Annotated in this window: 19 protein-coding genes and 2 pseudogenes; 5 read left to right on the top strand and 16 right to left on the bottom strand. The window is 66.4% G+C overall.

Annotation, left to right across the window (positions count from 1 at the left end; genetic code table 11):
* Both RWO33_RS02400 and RWO33_RS02395 read right to left on the bottom strand, forming a co-directional pair.
* The gene (locus tag RWO33_RS02400) at positions 1–1,995 is read right to left on the bottom strand and encodes a sialate O-acetylesterase (protein ID WP_314101677.1); all 1,995 of its coding nucleotides are present in this window, start codon (positions 1,993–1,995) and stop codon (positions 1–3) included.
* Positions 1,992–4,217, bottom strand: coding sequence for an alpha-glucuronidase family glycosyl hydrolase (locus RWO33_RS02395; protein ID WP_314101676.1), 2,226 nt, complete (start codon positions 4,215–4,217; stop codon positions 1,992–1,994). Before RWO33_RS02395 ends, RWO33_RS02400 begins: the two co-directional genes overlap by 4 nt.
* Before the next feature lie 137 nt (positions 4,218–4,354).
* Here RWO33_RS02395 and RWO33_RS02390 point away from each other — a divergent pair, with 137 nt between their 5' ends.
* Complete coding sequence (locus RWO33_RS02390; RefSeq protein WP_145477558.1) at positions 4,355–5,413, top strand: LacI family DNA-binding transcriptional regulator; 1,059 nt, start codon at positions 4,355–4,357, stop codon at positions 5,411–5,413.
* A 14-nt stretch (positions 5,414–5,427) separates the two neighbouring features.
* On the opposite strand, the pseudogene RWO33_RS02385 reads toward RWO33_RS02390, so the two are convergent.
* The 7 genes and pseudogenes from RWO33_RS02385 to RWO33_RS02355 all read right to left on the bottom strand — a co-directional run.
* Positions 5,428–7,866, bottom strand: a pseudogene (locus RWO33_RS02385) (exo 1,3/1,4-beta-D-glucan glucohydrolase); the annotation flags it as partial.
* 155 nt (positions 7,867–8,021) lie between these two features.
* Complete coding sequence (gene xylA / locus RWO33_RS02380; protein WP_145477556.1) at positions 8,022–9,356, bottom strand: xylose isomerase; 1,335 nt, start codon at positions 9,354–9,356, stop codon at positions 8,022–8,024.
* Between the two features lie 45 nt (positions 9,357–9,401).
* Positions 9,402–10,895 carry a xylulokinase gene (gene xylB, locus RWO33_RS02375; protein WP_314101675.1) on the bottom strand — a complete coding sequence of 498 codons (1,494 nt, stop codon included), beginning with the start codon at positions 10,893–10,895 and terminating at the stop codon, positions 9,402–9,404.
* A 65-nt stretch (positions 10,896–10,960) separates the two neighbouring features.
* Positions 10,961–12,490, bottom strand: a complete 1,530-nt coding sequence (locus RWO33_RS02370) for a tryptophan halogenase family protein (protein ID WP_314101674.1) — start codon at positions 12,488–12,490, stop codon at positions 10,961–10,963.
* A gap of 13 nt (positions 12,491–12,503) precedes the next feature.
* Complete coding sequence (locus RWO33_RS02365) at positions 12,504–13,523, bottom strand: cupin-like domain-containing protein (RefSeq protein ID WP_314101672.1); 1,020 nt, start codon at positions 13,521–13,523, stop codon at positions 12,504–12,506.
* Positions 13,524–13,526: 3 nt separating this feature from the next.
* Complete coding sequence (locus RWO33_RS02360) at positions 13,527–14,285, bottom strand: SapC family protein (protein ID WP_186308812.1); 759 nt, start codon at positions 14,283–14,285, stop codon at positions 13,527–13,529.
* Between the two features lie 67 nt (positions 14,286–14,352).
* Entirely contained in the window at positions 14,353–17,484 is a 3,132-nt protein-coding gene (locus RWO33_RS02355; RefSeq protein ID WP_314101669.1) for a TonB-dependent receptor, read from the bottom strand.
* A 334-nt stretch (positions 17,485–17,818) separates the two neighbouring features.
* Between RWO33_RS02355 and RWO33_RS02350 the strand changes: the two genes are divergently transcribed.
* From RWO33_RS02350 to RWO33_RS02340, 3 genes are all read left to right on the top strand, one after another.
* A complete protein-coding gene (locus tag RWO33_RS02350) occupies positions 17,819–18,886 on the top strand; it encodes a LacI family DNA-binding transcriptional regulator (protein WP_314101726.1) in 1,068 nt (355 codons plus the stop codon).
* A 74-nt stretch (positions 18,887–18,960) separates the two neighbouring features.
* Positions 18,961–19,995 carry a putative sulfate exporter family transporter gene (locus RWO33_RS02345; protein ID WP_314101667.1) on the top strand — a complete coding sequence of 345 codons (1,035 nt, stop codon included), beginning with the start codon at positions 18,961–18,963 and terminating at the stop codon, positions 19,993–19,995.
* Between the two features lie 14 nt (positions 19,996–20,009).
* Positions 20,010–20,882 carry a LysR family transcriptional regulator gene (locus tag RWO33_RS02340; RefSeq protein WP_314101666.1) on the top strand — a complete coding sequence of 291 codons (873 nt, stop codon included), beginning with the start codon at positions 20,010–20,012 and terminating at the stop codon, positions 20,880–20,882.
* A 31-nt stretch (positions 20,883–20,913) separates the two neighbouring features.
* On the opposite strand, the gene RWO33_RS02335 is transcribed toward RWO33_RS02340, so the two are convergent.
* The 3 genes from RWO33_RS02335 to RWO33_RS02325 form a co-directional block, all read right to left on the bottom strand.
* On the bottom strand, positions 20,914–21,630 hold the full coding sequence (locus RWO33_RS02335) for a hypothetical protein (RefSeq protein WP_314101724.1): 717 nt from the start codon (positions 21,628–21,630) through the stop codon (positions 20,914–20,916).
* 156 nt (positions 21,631–21,786) lie between these two features.
* Complete coding sequence (locus RWO33_RS02330) at positions 21,787–22,062, bottom strand: alanine-zipper protein (protein WP_314101665.1); 276 nt, start codon at positions 22,060–22,062, stop codon at positions 21,787–21,789.
* Between the two features lie 628 nt (positions 22,063–22,690).
* The gene (locus tag RWO33_RS02325; protein WP_314101664.1) at positions 22,691–23,605 is read right to left on the bottom strand and encodes a hypothetical protein; all 915 of its coding nucleotides are present in this window, start codon (positions 23,603–23,605) and stop codon (positions 22,691–22,693) included.
* Positions 23,606–24,020: 415 nt separating this feature from the next.
* Here RWO33_RS02325 and RWO33_RS02320 point away from each other — a divergent pair, with 415 nt between their 5' ends.
* Entirely contained in the window at positions 24,021–24,587 is a 567-nt protein-coding gene (locus RWO33_RS02320; RefSeq protein WP_314101663.1) for a hypothetical protein, read from the top strand.
* Between the two features lie 115 nt (positions 24,588–24,702).
* Here the strand turns inward: RWO33_RS02320 and RWO33_RS02315 are convergent, their stop codons facing one another.
* The 4 genes and pseudogenes from RWO33_RS02315 to RWO33_RS02300 all read right to left on the bottom strand — a co-directional run.
* Entirely contained in the window at positions 24,703–25,314 is a 612-nt protein-coding gene (locus RWO33_RS02315; RefSeq protein ID WP_314101662.1) for a hypothetical protein, read from the bottom strand.
* A 258-nt stretch (positions 25,315–25,572) separates the two neighbouring features.
* Entirely contained in the window at positions 25,573–25,872 is a 300-nt protein-coding gene (locus RWO33_RS02310) for a putative quinol monooxygenase (protein ID WP_314101661.1), read from the bottom strand.
* 73 nt (positions 25,873–25,945) lie between these two features.
* The gene (locus tag RWO33_RS02305; protein ID WP_314101660.1) at positions 25,946–26,236 is read right to left on the bottom strand and encodes a hypothetical protein; all 291 of its coding nucleotides are present in this window, start codon (positions 26,234–26,236) and stop codon (positions 25,946–25,948) included.
* Between the two features lie 228 nt (positions 26,237–26,464).
* Positions 26,465–26,898: pseudogene (locus RWO33_RS02300) on the bottom strand (hypothetical protein); the annotation flags it as partial.

Raw genomic sequence — 26,898 nt, 5'->3', positions numbered from 1 at the left:
TCAGGGCCTCCCTGCTTCTTCCAGCGTGAGTTCGAACGGCCCCGCCGGCAGGCCGCTGCTGTCGCCAAGCGTGCAGACCGGGCCATCAGCCCAGCAGTAGCGCACGCGTGCGCTGCCGTGGTGCGGACTGCTTTCCGGCGCCACGCGATCGGATCGCAACACGACATCGTGCCCGTCCAACACGGCGTCCGCATACCGGCATTGCCGCACGTCCGCATCACACAGCTCGAATCCGATCGGTCCCTTCGCGCCGGTGGTGGCCAGGCGCCCGGTGACGTCGTCGAAGTGGATCCGCAGCCCGTCCGGGGTGCGCGACACGCTGCGCGGCACCGGGCCGGACGCGGCGCCTGCGCGCTCTGCGTACACCACATGGCGCGCCAACGTTGCCAGGCGTCGGCCGAGTTCCTGCTTGTTGGGCGGATGGATGTCGTAGGCGTCGCCGATGTCGATGGTGACCGCCAGGCCGCTGTGCGGATCGTCCGCCGCCACCTGCCGTTGCGCCTCGCGCAGCTGTGCCCAGCCGCTCTCGACAGGCGATGCGGGCGGCCTTCCATAGCCAGCCAGCTGCACGATCAGCAGCGGCAGATCGGTGCCGAACCGCGTGCGCCAATCCGCGCGCAGGCTGCGCAGTCGGCCGGCGTAGGCAGCACCGTCGCCGGTGTTGGATTCGCCCTGGTACCACAGGATGCCGCGCAGGCCGAACGTGCCCAGTGGCGCGATCATGCCGTTGTACAGCGTGGACAGGCCGGTGGCCGCCTGCCACGGCGCGGGCGGCGGTGCCTGCGCGCCGGGCGCCATCCGGTACTGCCAAGCGGCGTCCAAGACCACGCGGGTGCCATCATCGAGGCGCACGGCGTGGGCGCTCGACGGACCCGCCAGCCCGCCGTCGCCGTACGTGTCGAGCACGTTGATCACCACCTGGTTGGTGCCCGCCTTCAATGCACCGGCAGCAAGCCGGTACCGGCGTGCTTCGCCGGGGGCGTACTGGCTGCCCACCGCGGCGCCATTCACCCAGGTCACGTCGGTTTCATCCACCGGCCCGAGTTCCAGCGTGGCCGGCTGTGCTGCCTGCGCGGCGGTCAGCGTGACCTGGCTGCGGTACCAGACCATGCCGTTGTAACTGGACAGCGCCGGCACGCCCCAGCGCTCCCACGCGCCCAGCGGGGCCGGTGCCGCGTGCCACCCGGCGTGGCTGGCGTTGGGCTGCCAGGGCGCATCGCCGGGCGTGGCACCCTCGCGCTGCGACCACCACTGCTGCCAGATCTGGCCCCAGTGTGCGTTTGCCGCGGCAGTATCGTGGGCATGCAGTGCGAGGACATCCAGCGCCTCGTCCATGCCGCCCTGCGCGCGCAGCGCATCGGCGCTGGTCCAGGCCTCTATCCGCGAGCCGCCCCACGCCGACTGGATGAGGCCCATCGGCACGTTGACGGTCTTTCTCAGCTCGCGCGCGAAGTAAAAACAGGCGGCGGAGAAGTCGCGCACGCTGTCCGGTGATGCGGGTTGCCATGAAACGGGGCCGGCGAAGCCTTGTTGCGGCGTGACCGCCGCGGCCTTGGGCACGGTGAACAGGCGGACGTCCGGGTGCGTGGCCGAGCTGATCTCGCTGTCCGCGTCGAGCGCGCGCCGCACCGGGAGCTCCATGTTCGATTGGCCGGAGCACAGCCACACGTCGCCGATCAGCAGGTCACGGGCGACCTGGGTGACCTGGCCTGCGCGCACGGTGAGTGAATAAGGCCCTCCCGCTGCGGTGGCGGGAAGCGTGGCGCGCCAGTGCCCGTCGGCCGCTGCGCGAGCGGTGACGGTGTGGCCAGCGAAGGTGACGGCTACTGCCGCGCCCGGATCGGCATCGCCCCAGATCGGTATCGGCTGGCCGCGCTGCAGAACGGCGTGGTCCCGGAACAGCGGGTGCAGGAGTGTCTGCGCCGATTCCTGGGCCAGTGATGGCGTGACCATTCCCAGCAACACGGCGGCCACTGCCCAGCGTGAGCTTTTCATCGCCCGTCTCCTGGTGCGGAAGGGAACTGCAGTGCCTCGTAGTACGCCAGCGGGTGCGGCGGTGCGGGTTCGCCCGGGGGCAAGGGCCGGCCGCTGATCGATTGGAAATAGGCGACGCTGGCGTCGCGCCACCATTGGGCTTCGCGTAGTTGGATCTGCAGGTAGGCGGCTACCTGGGCGTGTCGTTGGGGGTCGATGCTGCCGGCAAGCGGGGCTGAGCCCCGCGCTACGGGTACGGGTTCCGTTACGTGTGCGCGTTCCGTTACGGGTGCGGGTTCCGTTGCGGATGCCGGTGCGTCCGCGTTGGCGGGCGGCGGTGCGAGGGTGGCCCAGGTGGCCTGCATGGCCTGGACCTGGCGGACGCCCAGGGAATAGCGGCTGACCAGCTCGTCCCAGAGGGTGCGCCCGGACGCCATGCGGTGGTCCCAGGGGACATGGTGGAACCACAGCAGCAGGGGCTCTGGAACCTTCGCGGGGTCGGCATAGGTGGCGGCCACGTCCGGGGCATATTGGGCGACGGCGTTGCTGCCGCTTGCGGTGCGGTCGAAGCCGATGCCGTTACGGTCGGCGCGGTGGTAGTACACCGAGGTCCAGTCCGCACGCGGACCACCGTCCACCCAGGGCCCGGGCCCGTAATGGTGGCCGCGCGCCATCACGTGGTGCAGGCCGAGCGGGGTCATGTAGTTCACCGCCGCCTCGCGCGAGCCCATCATCATGCCGACGATGGGCTGCACCACGGCCGGGTCCGGCGAGAACGTCATCGCCGCCCAGTCCGCTGCGATATCGCGCGCCGAGGCCTGCGGATTCCAGGCCAGGCGCCCGAAGGCGTACCAGTTGGCCTGGTCGAAGTGCGAGCCCGTCCAGGTGCGGTCGTTGCCGATGTTGGCCACCCCGGCGATGCCGGCCAGGGTCTCGGCGACGGTCGGTCCCGTACCGCGCCGGCGGGTGTCGGCGCGCAACACTTCCTCGAACAACGGCCCCAGGTACACCAGGTGCGTGGCGAAGCCGAGGTACTCCTTGGTGAGCTGAAATTCCAGCATCAGCGGGGTGCGCGGCATCGCCCCGAACAGTGGGTGGAAGGGTTCGCGCGGCTGGAAATCGATCGGCCCGTTCTTGACCTGCACGATCACATTCGGACGAAACGCACCGTCCAGTCCGGCGAACTCGGTATACGCCTGGGTGGCGCGGTCGGCAGGCACGTCGTGGGCATAGACGAAGGCCCGCCACATCACCACGCCGCCGTGCGGCGCCAGCGCGTCCGCCAGCAGGTTGGCGCCGTCGGCATGCGAGCGCCCGTAACCCTGCGGACCCGGCTGTCCTTCCGAGTTGGCCTTGACCAGGAAGCCGCCGAAATCGGGAATACGGGCGTAGATGTCGGCAACCTTGTCGCGCCACCAGCGTTGCACCGCCGGATCCAGCGGATCCGCGGTCTTCAGACCACCGAGCTCGATCGGGGCACTGAAGCGCGCGCTCAGGTAAACGCGGACGCCATAGGGACGAAACACCTCCGCCAGCGCCGCCGCTTTCTCGATGTACGCAGGCGCCAGGCTCCAGGCGCTGGCATTGACGTTGTTGAGTACGGTGCCGTTGATGCCCAGCGAAGCATTGGCGCGCGCGTAATCGGTGTAACGCGGGTCTTTCCATTCCGGCAGGCTCTGCCAGTCCCACAGCGAGCGACCCGCATAGCCGCGTTCGACATGGCCGTCCAGGTTGTCCCAATGGTCGAGTACCCGCAGCGGCACGGGCGGTGATTCGTGCACGTCCAGCCTGTCCAGCGCGGCCCCGGTCTGGAGCAGGCGCAGCAGGTGGAAGACACCGTAGAGAACGCCGATGTCACGCTGCCCTGCCACCACCAGCACGCTGCGTCCGTCGTGCTGCACGCGCTTCAGCACATAGCCATCCTGCCCCAGCGCATCGATCTCGCCGTGCAGCGCTGCGATTACGTTGGACGACCGCGGCGTTCCCAGGATCACGGAATACCGGCTTGCATCGGCATGCATCCGCGGCGACTTGCCCAGCAGACCGGCCAGCCCGCGCTCCAGTTCCGCGCGCGCAGCGCGCTGCGTCGGCGTCGCGTCGGGCGCGACGATATCGCTCAACTGCGCGCGGTACGTGGCGGCGAGCACGGGCTCGACCGGTACATAGCGCATCCACAGCGAATGACCGTCTTCGGCGCGTGCGCTGCCTACAAAAAGCAGCAAGGCGATGACAGCGCTCGACATCCAATGACACCGTTCGACAGCGGCACGATGCGGCGTTTTCGGCAGTAAACCGGGTAAGCTGGAGACGTGCCTTGGTCGCTGCATCATCTCCCCTGCCCGCCGCACGGTAGCGTTGCGAAAACGAAAGGAAACGCGTATTGGACAAGCCGAAGAAATCGGTCCGCCGCAAAACCAGTGGCGTGACGATCGACGAGGTGGCGGCGCTGGCAGGCGTTTCGCCGATGACCGTGTCGCGGGCAGTCAACCAGGGCAATGTGCGCGAAGAGACCCGCGACCGCGTGATGCGCGCGGTGCGCAAGCTGGGCTACACGCCCAACGTCGCGGCCAGTGCGCTGGCCGCCGCGCAGCACACCCGCATCGCGCTGATCTATGCCAACCCCAGCGGTGCGTACCTGAGTGAGCTGCTGGTAGGCCTGCTGCGCGTGGCGTCCAACGCACCGGTGCAGCTGACCATCGACTACTGGGAGAACATGGATGCCGAGGCCGAGCGCAAGGCCGCGCGCAGCCTCGCCAGCCGGGTCGATGGCGTGATCCTGCCACCGCCGCTGTGCGAATCCGCCGCCGCCGTGGGCGAGCTGGTGAAGGCGCGCATCCCGGTGGTGGCGATCGCGTCCGGTCGCCAGGGGGACGGTATTTCCTGCGTGCGCATCGACGACTTCCACGCCGGAAAGGAAATGGCCGAGCACCTGATCCAACACGGGCACACGCGCATCGGCTTCATCTGTGGTCGCGATGACCTCAGCGCCAGCGCACGCCGTTACGACGGCTTTGTCGTCGCGCTGCAGGAGGCGGGCCTTGAGGTGGATCCCGAACTGGTCCAGCGTGGCAACTACACCTACCGCTCCGGGCTGGGCGCGGCAGAGCTGCTGCTCGCGCACGCGCGGCCGCCGACCGCCATCTTCGCCAGCAACGACGACATGGGCGCTGCCGCCATTTCGGTCGCGCACCGGCGGGGACTGGATGTACCACGCGACCTTTCGGTGGTCGGCTTCGATGACACCTCGGCCGCCACCACGGTGTGGCCGGAGCTGAGCACCATCCACCAGCCGATTGCGGCGATGGCCGATGCGGCCATCGATATCCTGCTGCGTACCATCCGCCACCGCAACGACGAAGCGCGCCCGTTGACCGACCACGTGCTGCCGCACCGGCTGGTGATGCGCGACTCGGTGGCGCGCCCGCCCAAGGGTCGGTAGGGCGCGCCGCAGCGTCATGCGCCGGCGCCCGCGCAGGCGACGGTGACGTCCGCTTCGTTCAAAGCGCCCAGCGCGACGCGCGACATCGAGACGGTCATGGCCGACGCGGTCACCAGCGACCACGGGCGATCCAGCGTGCCCACCTGCGCGCCGGCACCGGCCAGGCACTTCAAGGGCACGCCCACCCGCGTCCACTGCCCCACCGGGAGCTTCGCCAAGGTCGGGCCGATCGCCACCCGCGCCGTGCAGCCGGTGCCACAGCCCACCGCCAGCCAGGCATCGCCCTTGGGTGCGGCGTCCACTCGCAGCGTGGTGACCAGCATCAGGTCGCCGTTGCTCTCGCGCTGCAGGTCAAGGGCGGTGTGCGATTGCAGGGCGGCGACCGCCTCACCCGTTCCCGACCAGGCAAAACGACGGCCGTCTTCCTGCACCAGATGGTCCACCCCGGTGACCTTGAGCAGGTCGCCGTCCAGGCCCTCCGGCACCTTGGTGACGGTCACGCCCTGCCCGGTGGCGGTTTCCAGCCGCAGCGCCATGCCGGCGCCGGCGTCGCCGCGGGCGAAGAACACGCCCGCCGCGCCCTCGTTACCGGTCACCCCCGAGACTTCAGGCAGCGCGGCCAGGTCGCCCTTGTCGGCGTAGGTCAGCCCATGGCCGAACGCGAACTGCGGATCGTAGTCCTTCTGCCCCACGTTGTTGGCGTACTGCACCGCGGTGCGCGGCCAGCTGAAGCTCAGTTTGCCCTTGAAGTCGTTCTGCACGGCACCGTCCGGCCTGCGCAGCAGCACGTCGGCCACGCCAGCGCCTTCCGAGCCCGGCAGCCATGCGGCAACGAAGGCATCGGCAGCGTTGATCTCCCGGTTGACCCACAGCGGGCGACCGCTCAGGAAGACCGCGACCACCGGAATGCCTTCTGCCTTGAGTTTCCTGATCAGCGCAAGGTCGGTCTCGTCGCCCGGCTTGTACGCCAGTGTTGCCAGGTCGCCCTGGAACTCGGCATACGGGTTCTCGCCAAACACCACCACGGCGACATCCGGCTTGGCCTTCCAGGCGCCATCCACTGCGAACTCGGCCTGCCCCCCCGCCGCCCTGACCTGCTGGGCGATGCCCTCGAAAATCGTGTCCGCGTTCGGGAAGTCCTTGCGGGTGGTGCCCGTGCCCTGCCAGTTCAGGGTCCAGCCACCGGCCTGCTTGCCGACATCGTTGGCGCCGTCACCGGCGACCAGGATGCGCTGCTTCGGCGCCAGCGGCAGTACCCCGCCCTGGTTCTTCAGCAGCACCAGCGATTCGCGCACGGCCTGGCGGGCCACGTCGCGATGTTCCGGCGCGCCGATCAGGGCGAACTGGCCACCCACCGCACGCGCGGACGGCTTGCCGGCCTCGAACAGGCCCAGTCGCATCTTTACCTTGAGGATCCGGCGCACGGCGTCGTCCAGGCGTTCCTGCGAAATGGTGCCGGCCTTCACCGCAGCCAGCGTGGTTTCGTACATGCCCTTCCAGCTGTCCGAGGCCATCGGCATGTCCAGCCCGGCATTGATGGTCGCCGGGCAATCGGTGGTGGTGCAGCCCTTGACCTGGCCGTGGCCGTTCCAGTCGCCGACCACGAAGCCGCCGAAGTTCATCCGGCCCTTCAGTGCATCGGTCAGGTACGGCTTGTTGCCATGCATCTTCTCGCCGTTGACGCTGTTGAATGAGGCCATCACGGTCTGCGCGCCGGCGGCGGTCGCCGGCGGGTAGCCGGCGGCATGGATGCGTACCAGTTCGGCTTCGCTGATTTTCGTGTCGCCCTGGTCCTTGCCGTCGGTGGTGCCGCCGTCGCCGAGGAAGTGCTTCACCGAGGCGATGACATGGCGTCCGTCGAGGAATTCCGGCGAACCGACCTTGCCCTGCAATCCTTCGACCACCTTGCCGGCGTAGCTCGCTACGACCTCGGGCGATTCGGAGTAGCCCTCATAGGTACGTCCCCAGCGGTCGTCCTGCGGCACCGCCACGGTGGGCGCGAACGCCCATTCCATGCCGGTGGCCCGGGTTTCCAGCGCGGTGATCTCGCCGATGCGGCGCACCAGCTCCGGATTGCGCGCCGCGCCCAGCCCGATGTTGTGCGGGAACAGGGTGGCGCCGACGATGTTGCTCTGCCCGTGCACCGCATCGATGCCAAACAACACCGGGATCGCCTTGCCGCCCTGCGCGGTATCCATCGAGGCCGCGTAGAAGGCATCGGCCAGCGCCAGCCACTCCGCGGGCGAGGCGTCGTAGCGGCCGCCGGGGTCGGAGTTGCCGCCGGCCAGGATCGACCCCAGCCGGTACTTCCGGACATCCTCGGGGGTGGTGCTGGCGATGTCGCCCTGGATCAGCTGGCCCACCTTCTCCTCCACCGTCATGCCCGCCATCAGCTCGGTGATGCGTTTTTCCAGGGCGGGGTCTTCGGCCAGCGGCCAGCTCACCGACGGCCACGGGGTGGCCTCGGCAGTGGCTGCGGGCGCCGCCGTGGCGGCGACCTTGTCGTCGCCTTTGCAGGCAACCAGCGCCAAGACGATCGCGACCATCAGGACGGGGGTACGACGCGGGAGGGTGTGGTGGGTCATGGCGCTCTTCCTTGTTGCCGCGATCAGCGCAGCAGGTAGGTATTGATCAGGTTTTCGTAGCGTTCCTGCTTGCCGCTGATCTGCTTGGGCTCACCGCCCTTCGCCCCCAGTGCGGCCAGGTCCGCCAGGCTGAGCTTGCCATGTTCGAAGTCCTTGCCGGCGCCGCTGTCGAAGCTGGCGTAGCGCTCGGCGCGCCACTGCTCCCACGGCGAGTCGTTGAGCAGCCCATGCGCAACTTCCAGCCCGCGGGCAAAGGCGTCCATGCCGCCGATATGGGCAACGAACAGATCTTCCATGTCGGTCGACTCGCGCCGCACCTTGGCGTCGAAGTTCAGGCCGCCTTCCAGCCCGCCCTGGCGCAGCACCACCAGCATCGCGCCGACGGTGTCGTACAGGTCGGTCGGGAACTGGTCGGTGTCCCAGCCGTTCTGTGCATTGCCGCGGTTGGCGTCGATGCTGCCCAGCAGGCCGTGGTCCGAGGCGACCTGCAGGTCGTGTTCGAAGGTGTGGCCGGACAACGTGGCGTGGTTGGCTTCGATGTTGAGCTTGAAGTCCTTGTGCAGGCCGTGTTCCTTCAGGAAGCCGGCCACGGTGGCGCTGTCGAAGTCATACTGGTGCTTCATCGGCTCCATCGGCTTGGGCTCGATCAGGAAATTGCCCTTCAGGCCGATGCTGCGGCCGTAATCGCGCGCCATGGTGAGGAAGCGTGCGAAGTGGTCGACCTCGCGCTTCATCTGCGTGTTCACCAACGAGGCGTAGCCTTCGCGGCCACCCCAGAACACGTAGTGTTCGCCGCCCAGCTCCACCGTCGCTTCCAGCGCCGCCTTCACCTGTACCGCGGCACGTGCCACCACGGCGAAGTCCGGGTTGGTCGAGGCACCGTTCATGTAGCGCGGGTGCGAGAACAGGTTGGCGGTGCCCCACAGCAGCTTCATCCCGGTGGCGTCCTGGCGCTCCTTGGCCAGGCCGACCATGTGCTTGAGGTTCTTCTCATACTCGCCGACATCGTCGGCGTCCGGCGCCAGGTCGATGTCATGGAAGCACCAGTACGGCACGCCCAGCTTGGTGAAGAACTCGAACGCGGCGTCGACCTTGGCTTCGGCGCTGGCCATCGGCGTGCCGGCCTCCCACGGGAAGTGGCGGGTGCCCGGGCCGAACGGATCATGCCCGGCGTTGCAGAAGGTATGCCAGTAGCAGACCGCGAAGCGCAGGTGCTCCTGCATGGTCTTGCCACCGATGACCTTGTTGGCGTCGTACACCTTGAACGCAAGCGGGTTGTCCGACCCGCGGCCTTCGAAGGGAATGCGGCCGATGCCGGGGAAGTATTCGGTGGCGCCGATGAAGGGCTGGGTGCTCATGCTGCGGTTCCTTTCGTTGTGCGAGGTGTCGCGAAAAAAGCGGGATCAGCCGCGCTGCAGCGGCGTGATGGCATCAAGGTGGCGCAGGAAACGGTCGTAGGCGGCGGCGTAGGCGGCGCCCCGCGAGGCATCCGGGCGTGCGGACAGCTGCGGGTCGAGCGCAACGTGGCGCTCGGTGATGTCGGCGATCGAGTCCGCGTCCCCGCGCGCCTTGCCCAGCGCCCACAGCGCCTGCAGCGCGGCGCCGAACGCAGCGCCTTCGGGCTGGGTCGGTACGTCCACCGGCAGGCCGAACACATCGGCCACCAGTTGCCGCCACTGCGCGCTGTTGCTGCCGCCGCCGGTAAGCACGATGCGTTCGAACCGCATGCCGGCACGCACGAAGGCGTCGTAGCCGTACTTCAGGCTGTAGGTAGCCCCTTCCATCGCCGCACGGTAGAAGTGCGCCGGGGTCATGTTGGTGGTGTCCAGCCCGGCCAGCACGCCCTTGCCATGCGGCAGGTCCGGGGTTCGCTCGCCATTGAGGAACGGCAGCATCACCAGGCCGTCGGCGCCGGGTGCGGTGGCGCGCAGGTGTCCGTCGCCAAAGCGGGTGCTGAAACCGAACGCGTCGGCCACCTGCTCGGTGACCACGGTGCAGTTCATGGTGCAGATCAACGGCAGCCAGCCGCCGGTGGACGAGCAGAACGCGGCCCACGCGCCGTCGGGGTCGACCACCGGCGTGTCGGAGTACGCGAACAGCGTGCCCGAGGTGCCGAGGCTCATCGCCAGGCGGCCGGGCGCCACGCAGCCGGTGCCGATGGCGGCCATCATGTTGTCGCCACCGCCCACGGCCACCTTCGCGGTGGCAGGCAGTCCAAATGCTTTTGCGGCGGCGGGGACGATGTCGAACAGGGCGTCGGGCGGCGCGATGGGCGGCAGGCACTCCGCCAGGTTGCGGTCCGGATCGGTCGCGCGCAGCAGCTCCGGCGACCAGGTGCGGGTGCGCACGTCCAGCCAACCGGTGCCTGAGGCATCGCCATGTTCGCAGAAGCGCTCGCCGGTGAGCACGAAGTTGAGGTAGTCGTGCGGCAGCAGGATGGTGGCCAGGCGTGCGTACGCGTCCGGCCGGTGGGTCTTCGTCCACGGAAGCTTGGACGCGGTGTAACCGGTCAGGATCGGGTTGCCGGCCAGGGCGATCGTCTTTCCGGTGCCGCCCGCCGCGTCCATGATCTGGATGCACTCGGCCGAGGTGCTGGTGTCGCACCACAGTTTGGCCGGTGCCAGCACCTCCCCTGCGGCATCGAGGGGCACGAAGCCGTGCTGCTGGCCCGACACGGCCAACGCGGAGATGCGCGCGCGCACCGAAGGGGCGATGGCCGCGAAGCAGGTGTGCAGTGCAGCCACCCAGTCGGCCGGGCGCTGCTCGCGGCTGCCGTCGGCGGCGCTGTCCAGTTCAAGCGGGGCACTGGCGCTGGCCACCACGCTGCGCTTGGCCGGGTCGTAGACCAGCACTTTCAGGCTCTGCGTACCTGCATCGATTCCAGCAACCAGATCCATCCAATATTCCCCATGTATTCCAGAAAGGTAGCGCTACCAATTTCCTGCAGCAGAACACGGCCACGCTAGGCGGTGGCCAGGCTCCGTGGCCAGACCTCTGCCGGTGCCTTGCAGTAGCGCTCGATGAAATCCGCCTGCGATGGCATCGTCGCAACCGCCTGCTGCACCGGTTGCTGGATCCGCGCCAGCAGCGTGCGCAGATCGGCATCGCCGAGCGCGCGCGCCAGTGGGTGCGGCGGACCCGGCTGGATGCCCTGCCCCATCAGCACGCTGGTCCAGGAATCGACGCGGAACAGTTCGCCGGGGTCCTGCCAGGCGTGTGCGCGTTCGCGCCAGGCACGCAGCCGAAGCGCCAGCGATTCGGGCAGCTCCATCTCGCGGCAGGCTTTCCACATCGGCTCGTCGCGCTGGGTGGCGTGGTAATGCAGGATAATGAAGTCACGCACGTGCTCCATTTCCTGGCGGCTGACATCGTTGTACAGCGCGGTCAGGGCCGGGGTGATCCCGTCGAACGGGAACAGCTGGATCAGCCGCACCACGGCGCTGATGGTGAGGTGGATGCTGGTCGATTCCAGCGGTTCGATGAAGCCGCTGGCCAGGCCGAGCGCCACGACGTTCCTGTTCCACGCCTTCAAGCGGCGTCCACTGCGGAACGGCACCAGCCACGGATCGCGCAGCGGCGGACCCTCGACATCCCGAAGCAGCTTGGCCTGCGCTTCGTCATCGGACAGGTGGCGGCTGGAGAACACCAGCCCACAGCCCACCCGGTGCTGCAGCGCGATGTGCCAGCGCCATCCGGCCTCGTGCGCGATGGCACGGGTATATGGCACCGGCGGGTTGACCGACTCGGTCTGCACCGCAACGGCACGGTCGCTGGGCAGCCACTGGTTCCAGTCCTCGTAACCGCTGTGCAGGGTCTGCTCGGTCAACAGGCCGCGGAAGCCGGTGCAGTCGATGAACAGGTCGCCCTCGATCACCTGCCCGTCTTCCAGCACCAGCGCCGCAACGGAACCGTCGTGGGCGTGCTGCCGCACCTCGCGGATCTTGCCTTCCACCCGGCGCAGGCCCTGCGCTTCGGCACGGCGGCGCAGGAATTTCGCGTACAGCCCGGCGTCGAAGTGATAGGCGTAGTTGACTTGCGGTTGGGTCTGCAGCGAGAACCGGTCGCCGCGCGAGGCCACGCTTTCCAGGCAGAAGTCGCCCAGGTCCGAGGGCATGCCGCGGCGCAGGCTGTCCAGCCAGAAGTGATGGAACGGGGTGGCCCAGGTGCCCTGCCCGATGGTGCCGAACGGATGGATGAAGCGCTCGCCGGGGCGGCGCCAGTTCTCGAACGAGATCGAGAGCTTGAAGGTGCCGGCCACGGCCTGCAGGAACTCCTGCTCATCGATCTGCAGGAAGCGGTGGAAGGTGCGGATCGGCGGCACGGTGGATTCGCCGACGCCGACGGTGCCGATCTGCTCGGACTCCACCAGGGTGATGTCCAGCTGCTCGCGGAACTGGTGCGACAACGCGCAGCCGGCCAGCCAGCCTGCGGTGCCGCCGCCGGCGATGACTACCTTGCGGATCCGTCCTTCGGTCGTGTTCGCAGCGTTCAAAGCGATGCCCCCATCAGCGGTTGAGTCGGCTGAGCAGCTGCGCGCGCGTGCGCCGCGCCTGCGTCTCATCGAACGGTGCAAGCTCACCCCGGGCAGCGTCGGGCAGGTGCTGCCCTGCGCGCTCACCGGGACCGAATACGTAATACTCGAAGATCTTTGCCCAGGCCTGCTTCTGGCGCGGCGGCAGATCGCGCAGCGCCCACATCGCATGCTGCAGCGCCGGCAGCGGCGAAGACAGGAAGCCCGGCACGCTGCGCCACCAGTAGTTCACCAGCACGTTGAACGGTTCGAGGCTGCGCACGTGGTGCCACCACATGCTGGGAATGAAGATCGCGTCGCCCGGGTCCAGCACGGCGGTCTGCGCGCTCGCCAGCGCGTCACGGAACCGGGGATGGCGGTCGAAGTCCGGATGGTCGAAGTCCACCACGCTGACCACCTGCCCGCCCGGGGTCGGTTCCAGCGGGCCGGGATAGAGGTTCTCGATCTGCTCCGGCGGAAACAGGGTGAACCGGCGCCGGCCCACCGCGCAGCAGGCCAGGTTGTCCGGGGTGTCGTAATGGCAGGAGGCGGTGACCCGGTTGCCGATCCAGATGCTGGCCGACGCGTCGATGCCCAGCCCGGCCAGTCCGGCATCGTTGGCCTGTGCGAACCCGGGCAGCGCACGTTCGATCAGCAGCGAGGCCACGTAGTAGGTGGGCGGCTTCGGCGCATCGAGGGTGTCGGCGATCTCATCCAGCACCTGGGTCAGGAGTCCGCGCCGCACCTCGAAATTCAACCGGGTGAAATCGTCGTTGTAGAACGGGCGCCCCTCGATCTCGGGGCCGCCGAAGGAGTACTGCACCGGCACGCCCGCATCGAAACCGCGCAGGTACGCCAGCGCCTCGTGGGTGGAGCGCAACCCCGCCCGTACCAGCGCCCAGTCACGCGCGATGCCACGCAGCACCACCGGCTCGCCAGCGGCAACCAATGCCTCCAGCGGCAGCGCGTCGGGCTGCAGGCCCTCCAGGGTGCGCATGGCAACGCCATCCGGCATCGGTCAGTTCCTGCCCGCCGCCACGGCGGCGTCCTGTGAGCGCAGGCGACGCTGCTTTTCGGCAATCAGCCGCCGCATGTTGTGCAGCGACGCCAGCATCAGGTACGCCCCTTCCAGGTAGCCGGCTCGGTTGAGTTCCGCCAACGCGGCACCGTCCAGCTGGGCCAGCCGGTCGCGGTCGATCGCGTGCAGGCCGTTCACCCCTACCCTGTTCTGCGGGTCGATCTGCACGTCGAGCGTGACCGGTTGAATCAGTCCCTTCGCGTCGAGCATGGCAAACATGTCGGCGCCAAACGCATGGCCGTCGTGGATGCCGCGCAGCACGTTGGCAATGTGGTCCAGGTACGCCGTATTGCCACCCTGCGGCAGGAACACCGGCTCACCCTGCGACGTACCCACGCGCGGATGGTCGAGATCCACGTGCAGGACCGCCTCCCGGGTGAGCTCGCCATCGATGCGATTCTCCTGGAACCCGATCAGGAACGGCCCTTTGGCCGCTGCACCGGGCAGGTAGGAGGCGTTCCAGCGGCCCTCCTGCAGGTACAGGTTTTCGTGCTGCTCGAACCCCAGCAAGGCCACCGACTGCCATTCCCCGCTGGCGGCGTCCCTGCGCAGGAAGATCGGGTATTCGCGCTGCAGTTCGGCGTACTCGCTCGGGTAGGCCGGCACCATGCCGACCGCGTCGCCATATTCCGGCCCGAACCCGGTCGCTACCCGCAGCTCCCGGTGGGCGATGTTGTTGAGCATTTCGTAACGCGGCATGTGTAGTCCAATCCCAGCAGGAGCCTGCACGGGTGCCGCCGCCGGAACAGCGGCACCCGTGGCCTGTTCAGAACCTGTAACGAACGCCAAGCATGTAACGCGGATCCTGGTCGGCCAGCTTCACCATCATCTGCGACGTGCGCGAACGCCAACGCACGTCCTCACCGGTCAAGTTGATCGCTTCCAGGCTGAACGACCAGTTGTCATTCAGCGTGTAGCCCACGCTGAGATCCCACTGGTCGTACTCTTCCACATAGTACGGGTTTCGGCTGGAACCCTGGTTGGCCAGGATCAGGTACTGGTCGCGCCAGTTCCAGGCCAGGCGGACCGACCAGCCGTACTTTTCGTACATCAGCATGGCGTTGGCGGTATCGCTGAGGCCGGTGAGCGAGAACTGGTCGACGTTCGGGTCGCCGGCGTCGTTGTAGCCCACGTCGCCATTGACGATGGTGTAGTTGGCCAGCACGCCGAAGCCGGTGTCGCCGAAGAAGTACTGCCCGCCCAGTTCCCAGCCGTGCAGCTTGGATTCGTTCTGGTTGATCGGGCGGTTGACGTTGAACTGGTACAGCGGGTCGTCCGCCTCGCCTACCAGGTCGTAGGCCGCTTCGGTGGCCAGTACCTGCGCGTCGGTGCCGTTGTAGGCGCCCAGCCCGGCGGGGTTGTTGCGCAGCAGCGCCAGCGCGGTGAACAGCGAGGTGTCGTTGGCCGAGCAGGCCGCCGCGTTGGCCGGACCCACCTGTGCGATACACGCCCCACTGGTCAGGAACCCCAGCGCCGCCTGCGCGTCCGGCCCCGAGGACGGGTCGCGCAGACCGTACAGGTTTTCCTGCACGATGGTGTTGCCGATGAAGTTGCTGACCCGCTTGTTCCAGTAGGTCACCGACACGTAGCTGGCATCGGCGAAGTACCATTCCAGCGCCAGGTCCAGGTTGTCCGATTCCAGCGGTTTCAGGGCCGGGTTCTGCGCCGTGCCGCTGGCCCGCGAAGACGGATCGATCAGCACCGAGCCGAACGGCTGCTGTGCGGTTGGACCGGCATACAGGTTGCCGATCGGTGCGCGGGCGATGCTCTTGCCGAACGACACGCGGCCCTTCAGGTCATCCAGCAGGTCGATGCTGAAGTCCAGGTTCGGCAGGATGTAGCTGTAACTGGTCTTCTCGGTGAAGGGCTGCTGCTCGTTGGACAACAGCACGCGGAAGTCATTGTTGGCCTGCCACTGGATGCCTTCCGGAATGGCGATGATCGAGGTCGACACCACGTCGGTGGTTTCGTAGCGGACGCCCAGGCGCGTATTGGTGCGGTGGCCGCCCAGGTCGCCGTCCAGCTCGACCTGGATATAGGCCGAATTGGTCTTCTCTTCGACCCGGTTGTCGGCGGCATTCTGCGGGCTGACGCCGAGGTTGGCGCCGTAGTACTGTCCCGCCCACTGCGCCAGCCGACCTGCGTCGCCACGCCAGGCGCTGAAGCTGTTGACGTTGAAGTCGTCGAACATGCCGACGATGTTCACCGGCTGCAGCAGGTCCATCAGGCCGTTGGCAACGTCCCCGTTGACATTGGCCACGCCCCAGTCGCCCAGGGTGTTGTAATTCTCCGCAGCCTGGATGCGGTGGGTGGTCTGCTTGCTGGAGTCTACGCCGAACTGGAAGCGGCCCGCGTCGAAGGCCCACTCACCGTCGATGCGACCCTGCTTGATCTCGCTGATCTGGGTCTGCGAATTGATGCGCAGCACCTGCGAGCCGATCTCGCCCGGCACGAACCCGCCGTTGACCACGCCGTTGGTCTTGGCGATCGCATCGGCAGCGGTCGGGTACCAGACCTGGGTGCCCACCGGCAGGCCGTTGTTCCAGACCATTTCCTGCACGTACGTGCCACCGCACTGCGGGCCGCTGGTGCAGTTGTTGGTGCCGGCGATACTGGAGAAGATGGAGCCGCCGCCGGTGAGCGGATCGTTCGGCCGGCTCTCGTTCTTCGAGTCGTGGCCGTCGAAGCTCAGTTTGAAGCGGTCGGTGATGTTCCAGGTGGCATTGAAGCCGAGCGAACCCAGCTTGTACTTCTGCATGCTGCGCTGCTGTTCAAGCCCGAAGTCCTTGGTGCCGGCGATCTCACGGATGTAGATCGGCGTAGCCACCGCACCGCTGGTGTCGAAGACCACATCGGTGTAGTTGCTGTTCTGCAGCCACATGCCCTGCTCGCCACGATTCTCTTCGATCTCGTTGGTCGAGTAGGTGTAGTCCAGGGTCAGGGTCACCGCGTCGGTCGGTGCGAACTGCAGCACCGCCTGGCCATTGATGCGCTCGCGCTCGAAATCGGCGAAGGCGTAGCGCAGGTCGTTCGGGCGCCCATACAGCGCGCCGATGGCCGGGGCGTTGGTCACCGTCGGGTTGCCGGGCATGGTCCCGGTCCACGGCTGGATGTTCCAGTAGTTGTTGGTGGCCTGCACCGAGCCACCCTTGCGCTTCTGGTAGCTCGCGCTGACGCCCACGCCCCAGGTCTTGTCCGGGTTGGTGTAGCTGAAGATGCCGGAAAGTTCAGGGGTCAGGTCGTTGTCGAACGGCTGGCTCTGGTCGGAGACGATCTTGGCCCCGGCGCTGGCAACGGTGCCCTCATGGTCGAACGGACGTCCGGTGAGGATGTTGATGGTGGCGCCGATACCGCCGCTGGGCACGTTGGCCTGGCTGGTCTTGAAGACCTCGATGCCATTGACCGCTTCGGCCGCCAGCTGTGCGAAGTTGAACGCACGGGTGCCGCCGTCAACACCGCCGATGGCGACCTGCCCCGCCGCGCCGAACGCGTCCGCACCGGGCATCTGGCGGCCGTTGAGGGTCACCATGTTGAACTGCGGGCCGAAGCCACGGGCGGTAACCTGCGCACCTTCACCATCACGGCGCTCGATGGAGATACCGGTGATGCGCTGCAGCGATTCGGCCAGGTTGGTATCGGGGAACTTGCCGATGTCCTCGGCACTGATCGCGTCCACCACGCCGGCGGAGTCGCGCTTGATGTCCATCGCCTGGCTGAGGCTGTTGCGGATGCCGGTAACCTGCACCGTGTCCAGCTGGGTCGGTGTAGACGCGGACTGCTGCTGCGCGGCAGGTGCCGGCGACGCGGCGTCCTGTGCGAAGGCGGGATTGATGACCAGGACGCCACCGACGAAGGTGAACATGGCCCGGGAAGTAAGTTTCGCCAGCCTGCGGCTCATGGATGAGCCCTCAGGTCTGGGGTACGACGGAAAGCACAAGCGCTCATGACTCTCCCCTCTGACATACGATCGAATGGATGTACCGCCCCTCCTGGGGGCACGCACGGGCGAGGCCCGTCTTCCACACCGAATATCGCAACGCGCTTTTCAGGAGCGCTGCGACTCAAACTCGTTTCAGACCTGCAGGAACAGCCGCGCGGTAAATGGGGGGGGTGCCGCTGCGCCTTACATCGGCTCAGTGGTAGCGCTACCATCGCGTCACGGCGCAGACTAATCACCCGGTCACACGCTTGTCATCATGCAGCGCAGCAAAGGAGTCCCATCCTTGAGGAACATGTCCAGAGCGGTGCGCCGCAAGGGCAGCGCGGTCACCATCGATGAAGTCGCCGCGCATGCCGGCGTGTCCCCGATGACCGTGTCGCGCGTGATCAATGGCCATGCCGGCGTGCGTGAAAGCAACCGCGAGCGGGTGCAGCGCAGCGTGGCCGCGCTGGACTACCGCCCCAACCTGGCCGCCAGTGCGCTGGCGGCGGCGCAGCACACCTGCATCGCGTTGATTTACACCAATCCCAGCGCCAGCTACCTGCGCGAACTGCTGGTCGGTGCACTGCGCGGCTCCACCCGGGCCGCAGCGCAGCTGTTGATCGCCACCTGGGACGGGCTCGGCGCGCAGGCACGTCGCGACGCGGCGCGGCAACTGGCCACCCGCGTGGCGGGCGTGATCCTGCCACCGCCGTTGTGCGAGTCAAAGCGCATCGTGGCCGAGTTCATCAACAGCGGCGTGCCGGTGGTGGCGATCGCCTCCGGGCATTTCAGCGACCGCATTGCCTGCGTCCGCATCGACGACCGCCTGGCAGCGTTCGAGATGGTGCAGCACCTGGTCGCGCACGGACATACGCGCATCGGCTACATCACCGGCGATCCCAACCAGACCGCCAGCGCACACCGCTGGCAGGGCTACCGCGACGCGCTGGACGCCGCTGGCATCGGCTACGACGACACCCACGTCCAGCCGGGCTACTTCACCTACCGCTCCGGCCTGGAAGCGGCGGAACGCCTGCTCGCCCTTCCCCGGCCCCCGACCGCGATCTTCGCCAGCAACGACGACATGGCCTCGGCCGTGGTCTCGGTGGCACACCGGCGCGGACTGCTGGTGCCAAGCGACCTGTCCGTGGTGGGCTTCGATGACACCACGGCATCGACGATGGTGTGGCCGGAGCTGACCACCATCCACCAGCCGGTAGCACAGATGGCCGACACCGCCATTGACCTGCTGCTGCGCGAGATCCGGCGCAACGGCGCCACCGGGCAGTCTGCAGGCAGCCATGTGCTGGCGCACCAGCTGGTGGCGCGTGCGTCGGTGTCCACGCCCGGGGGAGCCATGCCTTTCATGCATGGCTGAGCCAGATTAATTGTATTGGATGCATATCGAGGGCGGGATCAGACTGGGCACCTGTCTCTCCTGCGCCGATCGAAATGCCCGCATTCTTCGCCCTCCCCGCCGACTGGGGCCGACGTCATGGCCATGGCCTGCTGCTGACCGCCATTCTCGCCATCGTGGCGCTACTGCTCGGCCACCTGCTGCCCCGGATCGGTGCCCCGGTGTTCGGCATCGTGCTGGGCATCGCCGTCCGCCACGTGCTTGCGCCGGGCGCTGCCTTCGACGCCGGTATCCGTTTCGGCAGCAGGCAGATATTGCAGTGGTCGATCATTGCCCTGGGCTTCGGCCTCAGCCTGGCTGACGTGCTCCGGACCGGACTGGAATCGCTGTCGGTCACCCTGGTCACCATCACCGTGGCCTTCGTCAGCGCCTGGGCGCTGGGCCGCTGGCTGCGCGTGCAAGGCAAGTTGACCCTATTGATCGGCGTCGGCACGGCGATCTGTGGCGGCTCCGCGATTGCCGCGGTCACGCCCATCCTGAAGCCGGACGATCACGATACCGCGCTCGCCATTTCGACCATCTTCCTGTTCAACGTGGTGGCGGTGCTGTTGTTCCCGCTGCTGGGGCACCTGCTGCAGATGAGCGACACGGGCTTTGGCCTGTGGGCCGGCACCGCCATCAACGATACGTCCTCGGTGGTTGCCGCCGGCTATGCCTACAGCGACCTGGCCGGCGGTTACGCCACCATCGTCAAGTTGACCCGCTCCACCCTGATCATTCCAATCTGTCTCGTCCTGGCTCTGGTGATGGCCGCGCTGGCGAAGCGGCGCAGCGTCACGGATGCAGGCAGCGGAGGTTTCAGGTTGGGCGCCCTCTTCCCGTGGTTCATCCTGTGGTTCCTGGTCGCCTCGGGGCTGCGCACGGCCGGCTGGGTGCCCAGCGCAGCGCTGCCGGTGCTGCAGGGGCTGGCCGAGGTGCTGATCGTGTTCGCGCTGTCCGCCATCGGCCTGTCGGCCAACCTCCGCCGCATGGCGGCCGCGGGTATCCGGCCTATCGCGCTCGGCCTTGGCGTCTGGGTGGCGGTGGCTGCCAGCAGCCTCCTGGTGCAGTACGTTAGCGGGCAGCTCTGAGCCGAATCCTGCAGATGAACCTCCATCACCTGGCCATTTTCCATGCCATTGCCGAGACCGGTAGTATTTCCGCGGCGGCTTTGCGCGTGCATGTTTCGCAACCGGCGTTGTCGCGCGAGCTGAAGGCGTTCGAAGCGCGGCTGGGCGTACTGCTGTTCGAGCGGCAGCCGCGCGGCATGCGCCTGACCGACCCGGGGAAGGTATTGCACGGTTATTCGGCGCGCCTGTTCGCGGTGGCCGACAGCGCCCAGGCCGCCATGCGCGACTTCGCCGACGCGCGCGCCGGGCAGCTGTCGATCGGCGCCAGCAACACCATCGGCACCTACGTGCTGCCCCGCTACATCGCCCGGTTCCGGCGGGCCTTCCCCGGCATTGGCATTTCCCTGTTCGTGGGCAATACCGAACAGGTGGCACAGGGGGTGGCCGATCTACGCTTCACCCTGGGCTTCGTTGAAGGTCCAATCCGGGTGGAGGGCGTGGCGGTGGACGCCTTCAGCCGCGATGAGCTGATCCCGGTGGTCGGCGCCGATCACCCGCTGGCGCTGCGCAAACGGATGAGGCCGTCCGATATCGACGGCGAACCGCTGCTGATGCGGGAGCCCGGCTCGGGCACGCGCGAGTTGATTGCCACCCTGCTGAAGCAGCTTGGCGTGGAGACCGGCAGCATCGTCGAGTTCGGCAACACCGAAGCGCTGAAGCAGGCGGCGATCCACGGAGGTGGCCTTGCGTGGCTGCCAACGATCAGTGTCAGCAGCGAATTGCAGGATGGTCGGCTGGTAAAGCTGCCGGTAAGGGCGCTCGCACTGCAGCGGCCGCTCAGCATCATCCGGCGCGAAGGCGCCTGGCAGGCGCCTGCCGTCGATGCATTCCTGAAGTTGCTGCGGTAGTCGACATTCGTCGGCTGCCTGTCACCCGCCTTTACGGCGAGACACCGTCCCGCGCTTCCGCGCGTTCACGCCGGGGGCGTTTGCCTTCCTTGTGCTGCGCGGTGGACTGGCTCTCAACGAAATCCGGGAAGACATCGGCCATGGCCATGACCTCCGGCAGCACGAAGAACAGACCGCCCTTTTCGAAGGTCGGCTTGATCACCTTGGCATAGAAACCAGGGTCGACGTTTATGCAGCCGTTGGTGATGCGGTTGTCATCCGGCGCAGGCGATGCCAGTCGCTCGGGGCGGCGCTCGGACTTGACGCCAGTCGCGGTGGGATGGATGGACACCGCGGTATCGAAGTCCATCCAAAGTACGCGCCCGGTATCCAGCGAGGGGCCATACCCCCCGATGAAACGACCCGCCGGCGTGGTGCGCTGGCCCTGCGGGATATCCTTCAACGCATACTTGGTGACGCTGGGGTCCGAATAGTCGCCCTTGTCCGAACCAAACAGTGCGGGCGCTGCACCGCGCAACTTCCCTTTGCCGTCGAACACCAGGATCTGTGCATTCGCTTTGTCGATGACGGCAAACGGATAACCGACGGTGTCGTTGCTTGCTTTGATCCAACCGGCCAGATCGATCAGCGTTTGGGATACTTCCTGCCCGGTCGGCAGCATGTCCACCGCTTCTGACGAGTGATCCGCCTCGATGGATCGCTCTTCCTGGGCGACAGCCGCACCAGAACAGGCCAGTGAGAGGGCCAGCGCCAAGGCGCCAAAGACAGGCCGGAAGGAAGAATGCAGGGACATGGTAATGGGGGATTCCTTGAAGCTACTGCGGGTCAAGCAAAGAAGCCGGTGGCCACGAACGGCCACCGGGTCCCGGTTTTCAAAATTGTGTTACGTATTGCCCAACAGCGATCAGCCGCGCGGCTGACGCTTGGTGGTCGGCTGCGACTCGAGGCGCTGGAGGCGACCTTCGATCTGATCCAGACGCTGGTTGGCCTGCTGTGCGGACTGGTTGGCCTGGTCTGCACTCTGGGCCGCGCTGTTCACCTTGGTATCCAGTGAATCCAGTCGCGAGTTGATCGTTGCAAACTCGTTCTTATAGCTGGCGCAACCGGCGAGGCTCAAGCCTGCGACGAGTGCGACGACCAGGGTACGCGCTGTTGCCACATGCTTCTTCGAGATGTTCATTCCACTTCTCCTTTCGTCTGGGACGTCGGAAATATTGCAGGCTTGGAGCGGATTTTTACCGGAGCCATGACCCCGCATGTAGCTTGCGTTGGGTTACGTAGATGAACTGTGAAGAGAGTCGCGGCAGGCTGTGCTAGAAGTCGCACCCCCTGCCGGCACCATGCGGACGGCGCCTCCTAGATTGCACGGCACCATCGGAACGGGAGTCGGGGCTCCCGTAGTTACGGAACCTGTCCATCCTCCCCCGGCATTGGAGCCTCCCCCCAGAACGCTCGAACCGGAGGGCCTGCCACTATTGATCGGTGAACGGTTATCAAGCGTCCCACCGCCATGAAAACCATTCATTTCAGTGATCGTGTACGTAGTGCAGAATCCGCGACTACAAACCGCAATCTTGTCGCCAGTGAAGGTCTGATTACGCTGCACGAGTAGATTGGCGCGCAATTTTTGCAGGAATGCCTCTGTGGACGGCCCGGGCATAATGGGCTCAACCATGCAGGCGTCACAGTGGAAAGGACCAAATATGCGAGGCTCAATGAACTCGTTCGCCGCAGCCATTCCGACACCAATCGTCACGACCGCCACACCAATTGCGATCTTCTTCCTTTTGATCATATTGACCCTACATTCAAGGCTTGCAACAGGAATCATAGATCTGATGAGATAGGGCGACGGCCGATTCCCGTTGCTTGATCGAAAGCCCTTGTTCCATTGATCGCATCAGATATTCACGGTTTTCGTCTGGCATCATTCTGTTGGTTGCCAATGTGTAGGCGTAGGACACCTCGGAATCTTTCGGTACGAGAATCCCCTGCTCATATGCATTGGAGAGGGCGGCCATTGCATCTACGTTTCCTGTTCCCGCCACCTCATGAAGGTAGGCCATCGCCCTCTCCTTCCATGCGATGGTCGCTTCAGGATCTGCGAGCCTTTGCCGTGAATCACCTAGTACAGAGTTCACATCCAGGCTGTAGTACAGCTTGGCTTCGATTGAACCTTGCTCCGCGGCCAACGGTAGCCAGTTACTAGTCATCACCTCCTGATCGTTGGCGAGAGCGATGCACTCGTCTGCCGCCAGCAACTGCGTCAAGTGCTGCGCTTCAGTCATGCCTGCGGCGGCGCCCTTGTTGGCTGCTCCTGAGAGTTTCGTCCTGCAATCGGCAACAGCGAGATAGATCTTGAAGCTTGCCAAGGCGTCGCCTTCTCGAGAACGTCGAAGCAGGGGCTGGACATAGTCCAATGCATCCCCCTTAGGCCGTACCTGCATGCGTGAGATGTAGTAAGTCCGTTCGCTCAGTGCGTTGAAGACCTCCGGGTCCAGCCGCGACTGAACTTGTCGCTGGGATATCCGTTGCGATGGAGTGGCTGCACCACCCGGTTCGCGCCGGTCCTGAGGATGCTGTGCAACGACGGCGTCCGCGTGTGATTTCTCAGCCAGCTCCTTTACTTCGGCATTGCTGAGGGCAAGCGCGGCTATGCCGGCGAAGGTGGCTGATATGGCAATCGCAACAAGCGTGGCGGCTATTGGATATCTTCGTTTCATGTGACCAACCTCAAGTTCGGCGGCAATCGTAGATGCGAACGCGTCCCATTTGGTATTTGTGGGCCGATTTTTCGCCGCGTGCCAGCACGCTTGATCGTCGTAAGGCCTGCGGTAGTTGGAATTGAGCAGATACGCGATGGATCGACAGCGTGCCCAAGCATTGTCGGAAACGGCTTGCCCCCGTGTAGTACGGGCTGAGACCGAGACTCTCTCAGACATAGCAGCGCCTGCCGGCCGGTTAGCGTTGCATGGCGGCCCAGGGGGGGGCGAGTAAATGGCAGTCCCATCAGCGTGAACACGAGGGTGGCTGGATCAACACACTGCGTATGCGGTCGCGGCCGATAAGCTGGGATGACTGCAGTCCGGTAAGCGATTCCCTTTCAGACAACCATGCCCCTGCCAACGGAGTTCGGTGATGAACGCAATGCTGGTATCCGTGTCCCTATTTGCTTCCCTGGCCACCTTCGAGGCGCAGGCGCAGATCCCGCAGCTCAACGCCACCTGCCCGGGCAACATCGAGCTGCACGTGGACGAGGGCGGGCCGGCCTTCATCAACGGCCGGGAGGCCGCATTGAAGGTATCCAACGAAAACTACTACGAAGCGAGGGATGCCAAACTTGGCGTCACTGTCTCGGTGAGTCGGAATCCGGATGGCTCCAGCGATGTGAGTTACACCGGGAAGAACCGCGCCAATGGCGTGTGCAAGGTGGTCTCGACCGCATCAGCCGCTCCGGGCGCGGCGCCGGCCGGAGCGACGCGGCGCGAATCGCATCCCGCTGCAGAGAAGGCCTGCCTCGCAGCCGTGGCCGCCAAGACGCGTGTTCCCGCTGCGAAGCTTGCGGTGAGCGAGGCGCTGGGGGCCGAAGCCGGGATTCTGGTCAAGGTGCGCGTGCCCGGCGCTGATGCGCCTTGGTCGTGCATGACCGACCAGAAGGGAAAGCCGTGGAGCGTCACGTATTCCGGCAGCGAAGGGGCGCTGTAACCGCCACCCGCCTCCTGCGCGGCCCGGATTCGCGAACACACGAACAGGCCCCGCCACATTCCGTGGCGGGGCACAAGCGCTGGTTCACGCCGTCAGCGTTCGTCCGGCGTAGCGATTACGGACTGTCGCGGCGAATCGCCACCGCGACCGCCTGGGTGTAGGAAATCTTGACCAGATCGCCCCGCTTCACGCTCGGTAGTTTGGCGCGCAGGTCCGGGCGTTCTACCGCGATGAGCTGGGTGTTGCCGCTGGGGCCTCGCAGGGCGATGGTGTTGGCGGTGGGATTCACCGCTGCCACCTCGGTGACCAGCTCGAGCGTGCTCGAGCGTGCGCCGCCCGGCTTGGCGCCCCGGGTCGGGATGGTCTGCGACTGCGACTTTGTGAGTCCCACCGGCGCGCTGCCGGCCGGTTGCAGGTCCAGGGCCACCGCGGCGGTGTAATCGAGGGTGACCTTGTCGCCTACCTTCAGCTGGTTGAAATTGCGCACGTCGGCGCCGGCAACGAATTCCAGCGCACCCCCATCGGCACCGGTCACGGTGACCGCACGGGTGCGGGTATCCAGCGCGGTGATCGTGCCCTGCAGGGTCACCCCTGCGGATGCGGCGTTGACGGGCCCGGGCATGGTACGGGCGGCGGGTGTAGCGGCGGGCGGTGCGGCACTGCTCGCGCCGGCGGCGACGAGAGCCGCAACGAGCACGGCGGAGGGGGAAAGGGTACGAATGCGCATGGAAAGCTCCAGGACGGCGGCCGGACGGCCGATGCCCCGGCATTGCATCAGCTGCCCTGCCCCGGCGCGCCCGTACAACTACTGTGCCGCGCTCAGAAAAGATACCGGCCAGCCAAGCCTGCCCGATCCATGCCCGCGCCCTGGCGTCGCTTTGCCTGCTTCTCCGGTCGCGAAAAGGCCAGGGAAGGAATGGTGAAGATGCTCCACCACCGCGTTGCGAAACATGATGGATTTCGAGAAGCGCATGTCTATTGCTCGCTAGGAACCCGGCAACCCAAAACCACCAACCGGCTCGGTTTCGAAGCGCTCGCCAAAGCCGGTAATGTGCGGCCGCGCCTGGGCAATGGCCTGCTGCACTGCCGGCAATGCCAGTGAGGCGCGGTGCTGCTCCGCGCTGTCCCACACCTCTGTGATCCAGATTGCGTTCTGGTCGGTGGGGTCGCGGGCCACGATGTAGTTCTGGCAGCCAGGCATGGATCCCGTCCCCTGCAGAAGGATATCGATCACCGCGTCGCGTTGGCCGGGTGCGACGAGCATCTTGCCGATCAATCCGTACATGGCTGGTCCTGACCCTTGAGGTGGGTCAATAGTATGCGTCCGCTACGGTCTCTGCGCGTCCGCTGCCCGCGCCTCACGCCCGCGCCAGGGCCAGCCATCGATAGCCGAGGTAGATCCCACCTGCCAGTACCGGGGCCAGGCTGATCCATGACGGAAGCTTCAGCACGAAGAACAGGATCGATGCGAGCGCTACGGCCGCAATCGACAGCCCGATCGCCCATGCATTGAACACCACGACGTCGGCGGCATCGTCGCCCCAGCTGTTTCCGGGACGGCCCCTGGCGCTGCGCTGCCGGCGAAGCAGCCACACGTCGGTCACGAATCCAGCAATGCCCTCCAGCAGATCCCCGATGATGCCGGCCATGCTCGATCCCTGATCCCGTTGGTCAGTGCCGATCTTCGGGCGCTGCCTGCCCGGGGTCAAGCGGGGCTGCCAGGCAGCAATGCAGAAGGCCGCCCGGAGGCGGCCTTCTTCGTTCTTACGTGCGGATCATGCTCAGGTAAAGATGGCCCACAGGATCAACAGCGGGATCGGCACGCCCAGTGCCCACAGCAGCAGCATTTTCATGTTCGTTCTCCTTGCTCGATGGATTTACAGGTCGCGGCGACGGCCGCCCCAGGTGGCGGTGAGGCTGGCCACGAAGGCGCCGATCAGCAGCGTGATGAACAGCCACAGCGCGGCGTAGGCAGTCGCCTTGCGGGCATCATCAGCCGCCTGCTTGGCGGTGTTCTTCGCTTCCTCCAGCGCCGCACGCATGCGGGTCTGGATTTCAGTGACACGGGCTTCGGCTTCCGCCTGGCTCATGCCGGTCTCCCGGGCGATCAGCTGGCCCAGGTACTGCTGGTCGGCGGGGCTCAGGCCCTGGCCCTGCAGGCTGGTGACGATGATGCGGTTGACTTCTGCACGCACCTCACGACGATCACCCATGCCCGGACCCGGCATCGGGCGCGGCGGCGCCAGACGCGCTGCCGCGGGGCCAACCATTGCCGGACCGGCGGCGGCATCCGGAGCGGCCGGGGCGACGC

This window comes from uncultured Stenotrophomonas sp., from assembly GCF_963519925.1.
Lineage (GTDB): Bacteria > Pseudomonadota > Gammaproteobacteria > Xanthomonadales > Xanthomonadaceae > Stenotrophomonas > Stenotrophomonas maltophilia_AE.
This window is presented reverse-complemented; position numbering and strand designations above follow the sequence as displayed.

Excerpts from the sequence above, each read along its gene's own strand:
- xylB (WP_314101675.1), bottom strand. The coding sequence starts at position 10,895 with ATGGATCTGGTTGCTGGAATCGATGCAGGTACGCAGAGCCTGAAAGTG.
- RWO33_RS02320 (WP_314101663.1), top strand. The coding sequence starts at position 24,021 with ATGAACGCAATGCTGGTATCCGTGTCCCTATTTGCTTCCCTGGCCACC.
- RWO33_RS02350 (WP_314101726.1), top strand. The coding sequence starts at position 17,819 with ATGTCCAGAGCGGTGCGCCGCAAGGGCAGCGCGGTCACCATCGATGAA.
- RWO33_RS02355 (WP_314101669.1), bottom strand. The coding sequence starts at position 17,484 with ATGAGCCGCAGGCTGGCGAAACTTACTTCCCGGGCCATGTTCACCTTC.
- RWO33_RS02325 (WP_314101664.1), bottom strand. The coding sequence starts at position 23,605 with ATGAAACGAAGATATCCAATAGCCGCCACGCTTGTTGCGATTGCCATA.
- RWO33_RS02305 (WP_314101660.1), bottom strand. The coding sequence starts at position 26,236 with ATGGCCGGCATCATCGGGGATCTGCTGGAGGGCATTGCTGGATTCGTG.
- RWO33_RS02360 (WP_186308812.1), bottom strand. The coding sequence starts at position 14,285 with ATGCCGCGTTACGAAATGCTCAACAACATCGCCCACCGGGAGCTGCGG.
- RWO33_RS02310 (WP_314101661.1), bottom strand. The coding sequence starts at position 25,872 with ATGTACGGATTGATCGGCAAGATGCTCGTCGCACCCGGCCAACGCGAC.
- RWO33_RS02365 (WP_314101672.1), bottom strand. The coding sequence starts at position 13,523 with ATGCCGGATGGCGTTGCCATGCGCACCCTGGAGGGCCTGCAGCCCGAC.
- RWO33_RS02400 (WP_314101677.1), bottom strand. The coding sequence starts at position 1,995 with ATGAAAAGCTCACGCTGGGCAGTGGCCGCCGTGTTGCTGGGAATGGTC.
- xylA (WP_145477556.1), bottom strand. The coding sequence starts at position 9,356 with ATGAGCACCCAGCCCTTCATCGGCGCCACCGAATACTTCCCCGGCATC.
- RWO33_RS02395 (WP_314101676.1), bottom strand. The coding sequence starts at position 4,217 with ATGTCGAGCGCTGTCATCGCCTTGCTGCTTTTTGTAGGCAGCGCACGC.
- RWO33_RS02345 (WP_314101667.1), top strand. The coding sequence starts at position 18,961 with ATGCCCGCATTCTTCGCCCTCCCCGCCGACTGGGGCCGACGTCATGGC.
- RWO33_RS02330 (WP_314101665.1), bottom strand. The coding sequence starts at position 22,062 with ATGAACATCTCGAAGAAGCATGTGGCAACAGCGCGTACCCTGGTCGTC.
- RWO33_RS02340 (WP_314101666.1), top strand. The coding sequence starts at position 20,010 with ATGAACCTCCATCACCTGGCCATTTTCCATGCCATTGCCGAGACCGGT.
- RWO33_RS02315 (WP_314101662.1), bottom strand. The coding sequence starts at position 25,314 with ATGCGCATTCGTACCCTTTCCCCCTCCGCCGTGCTCGTTGCGGCTCTC.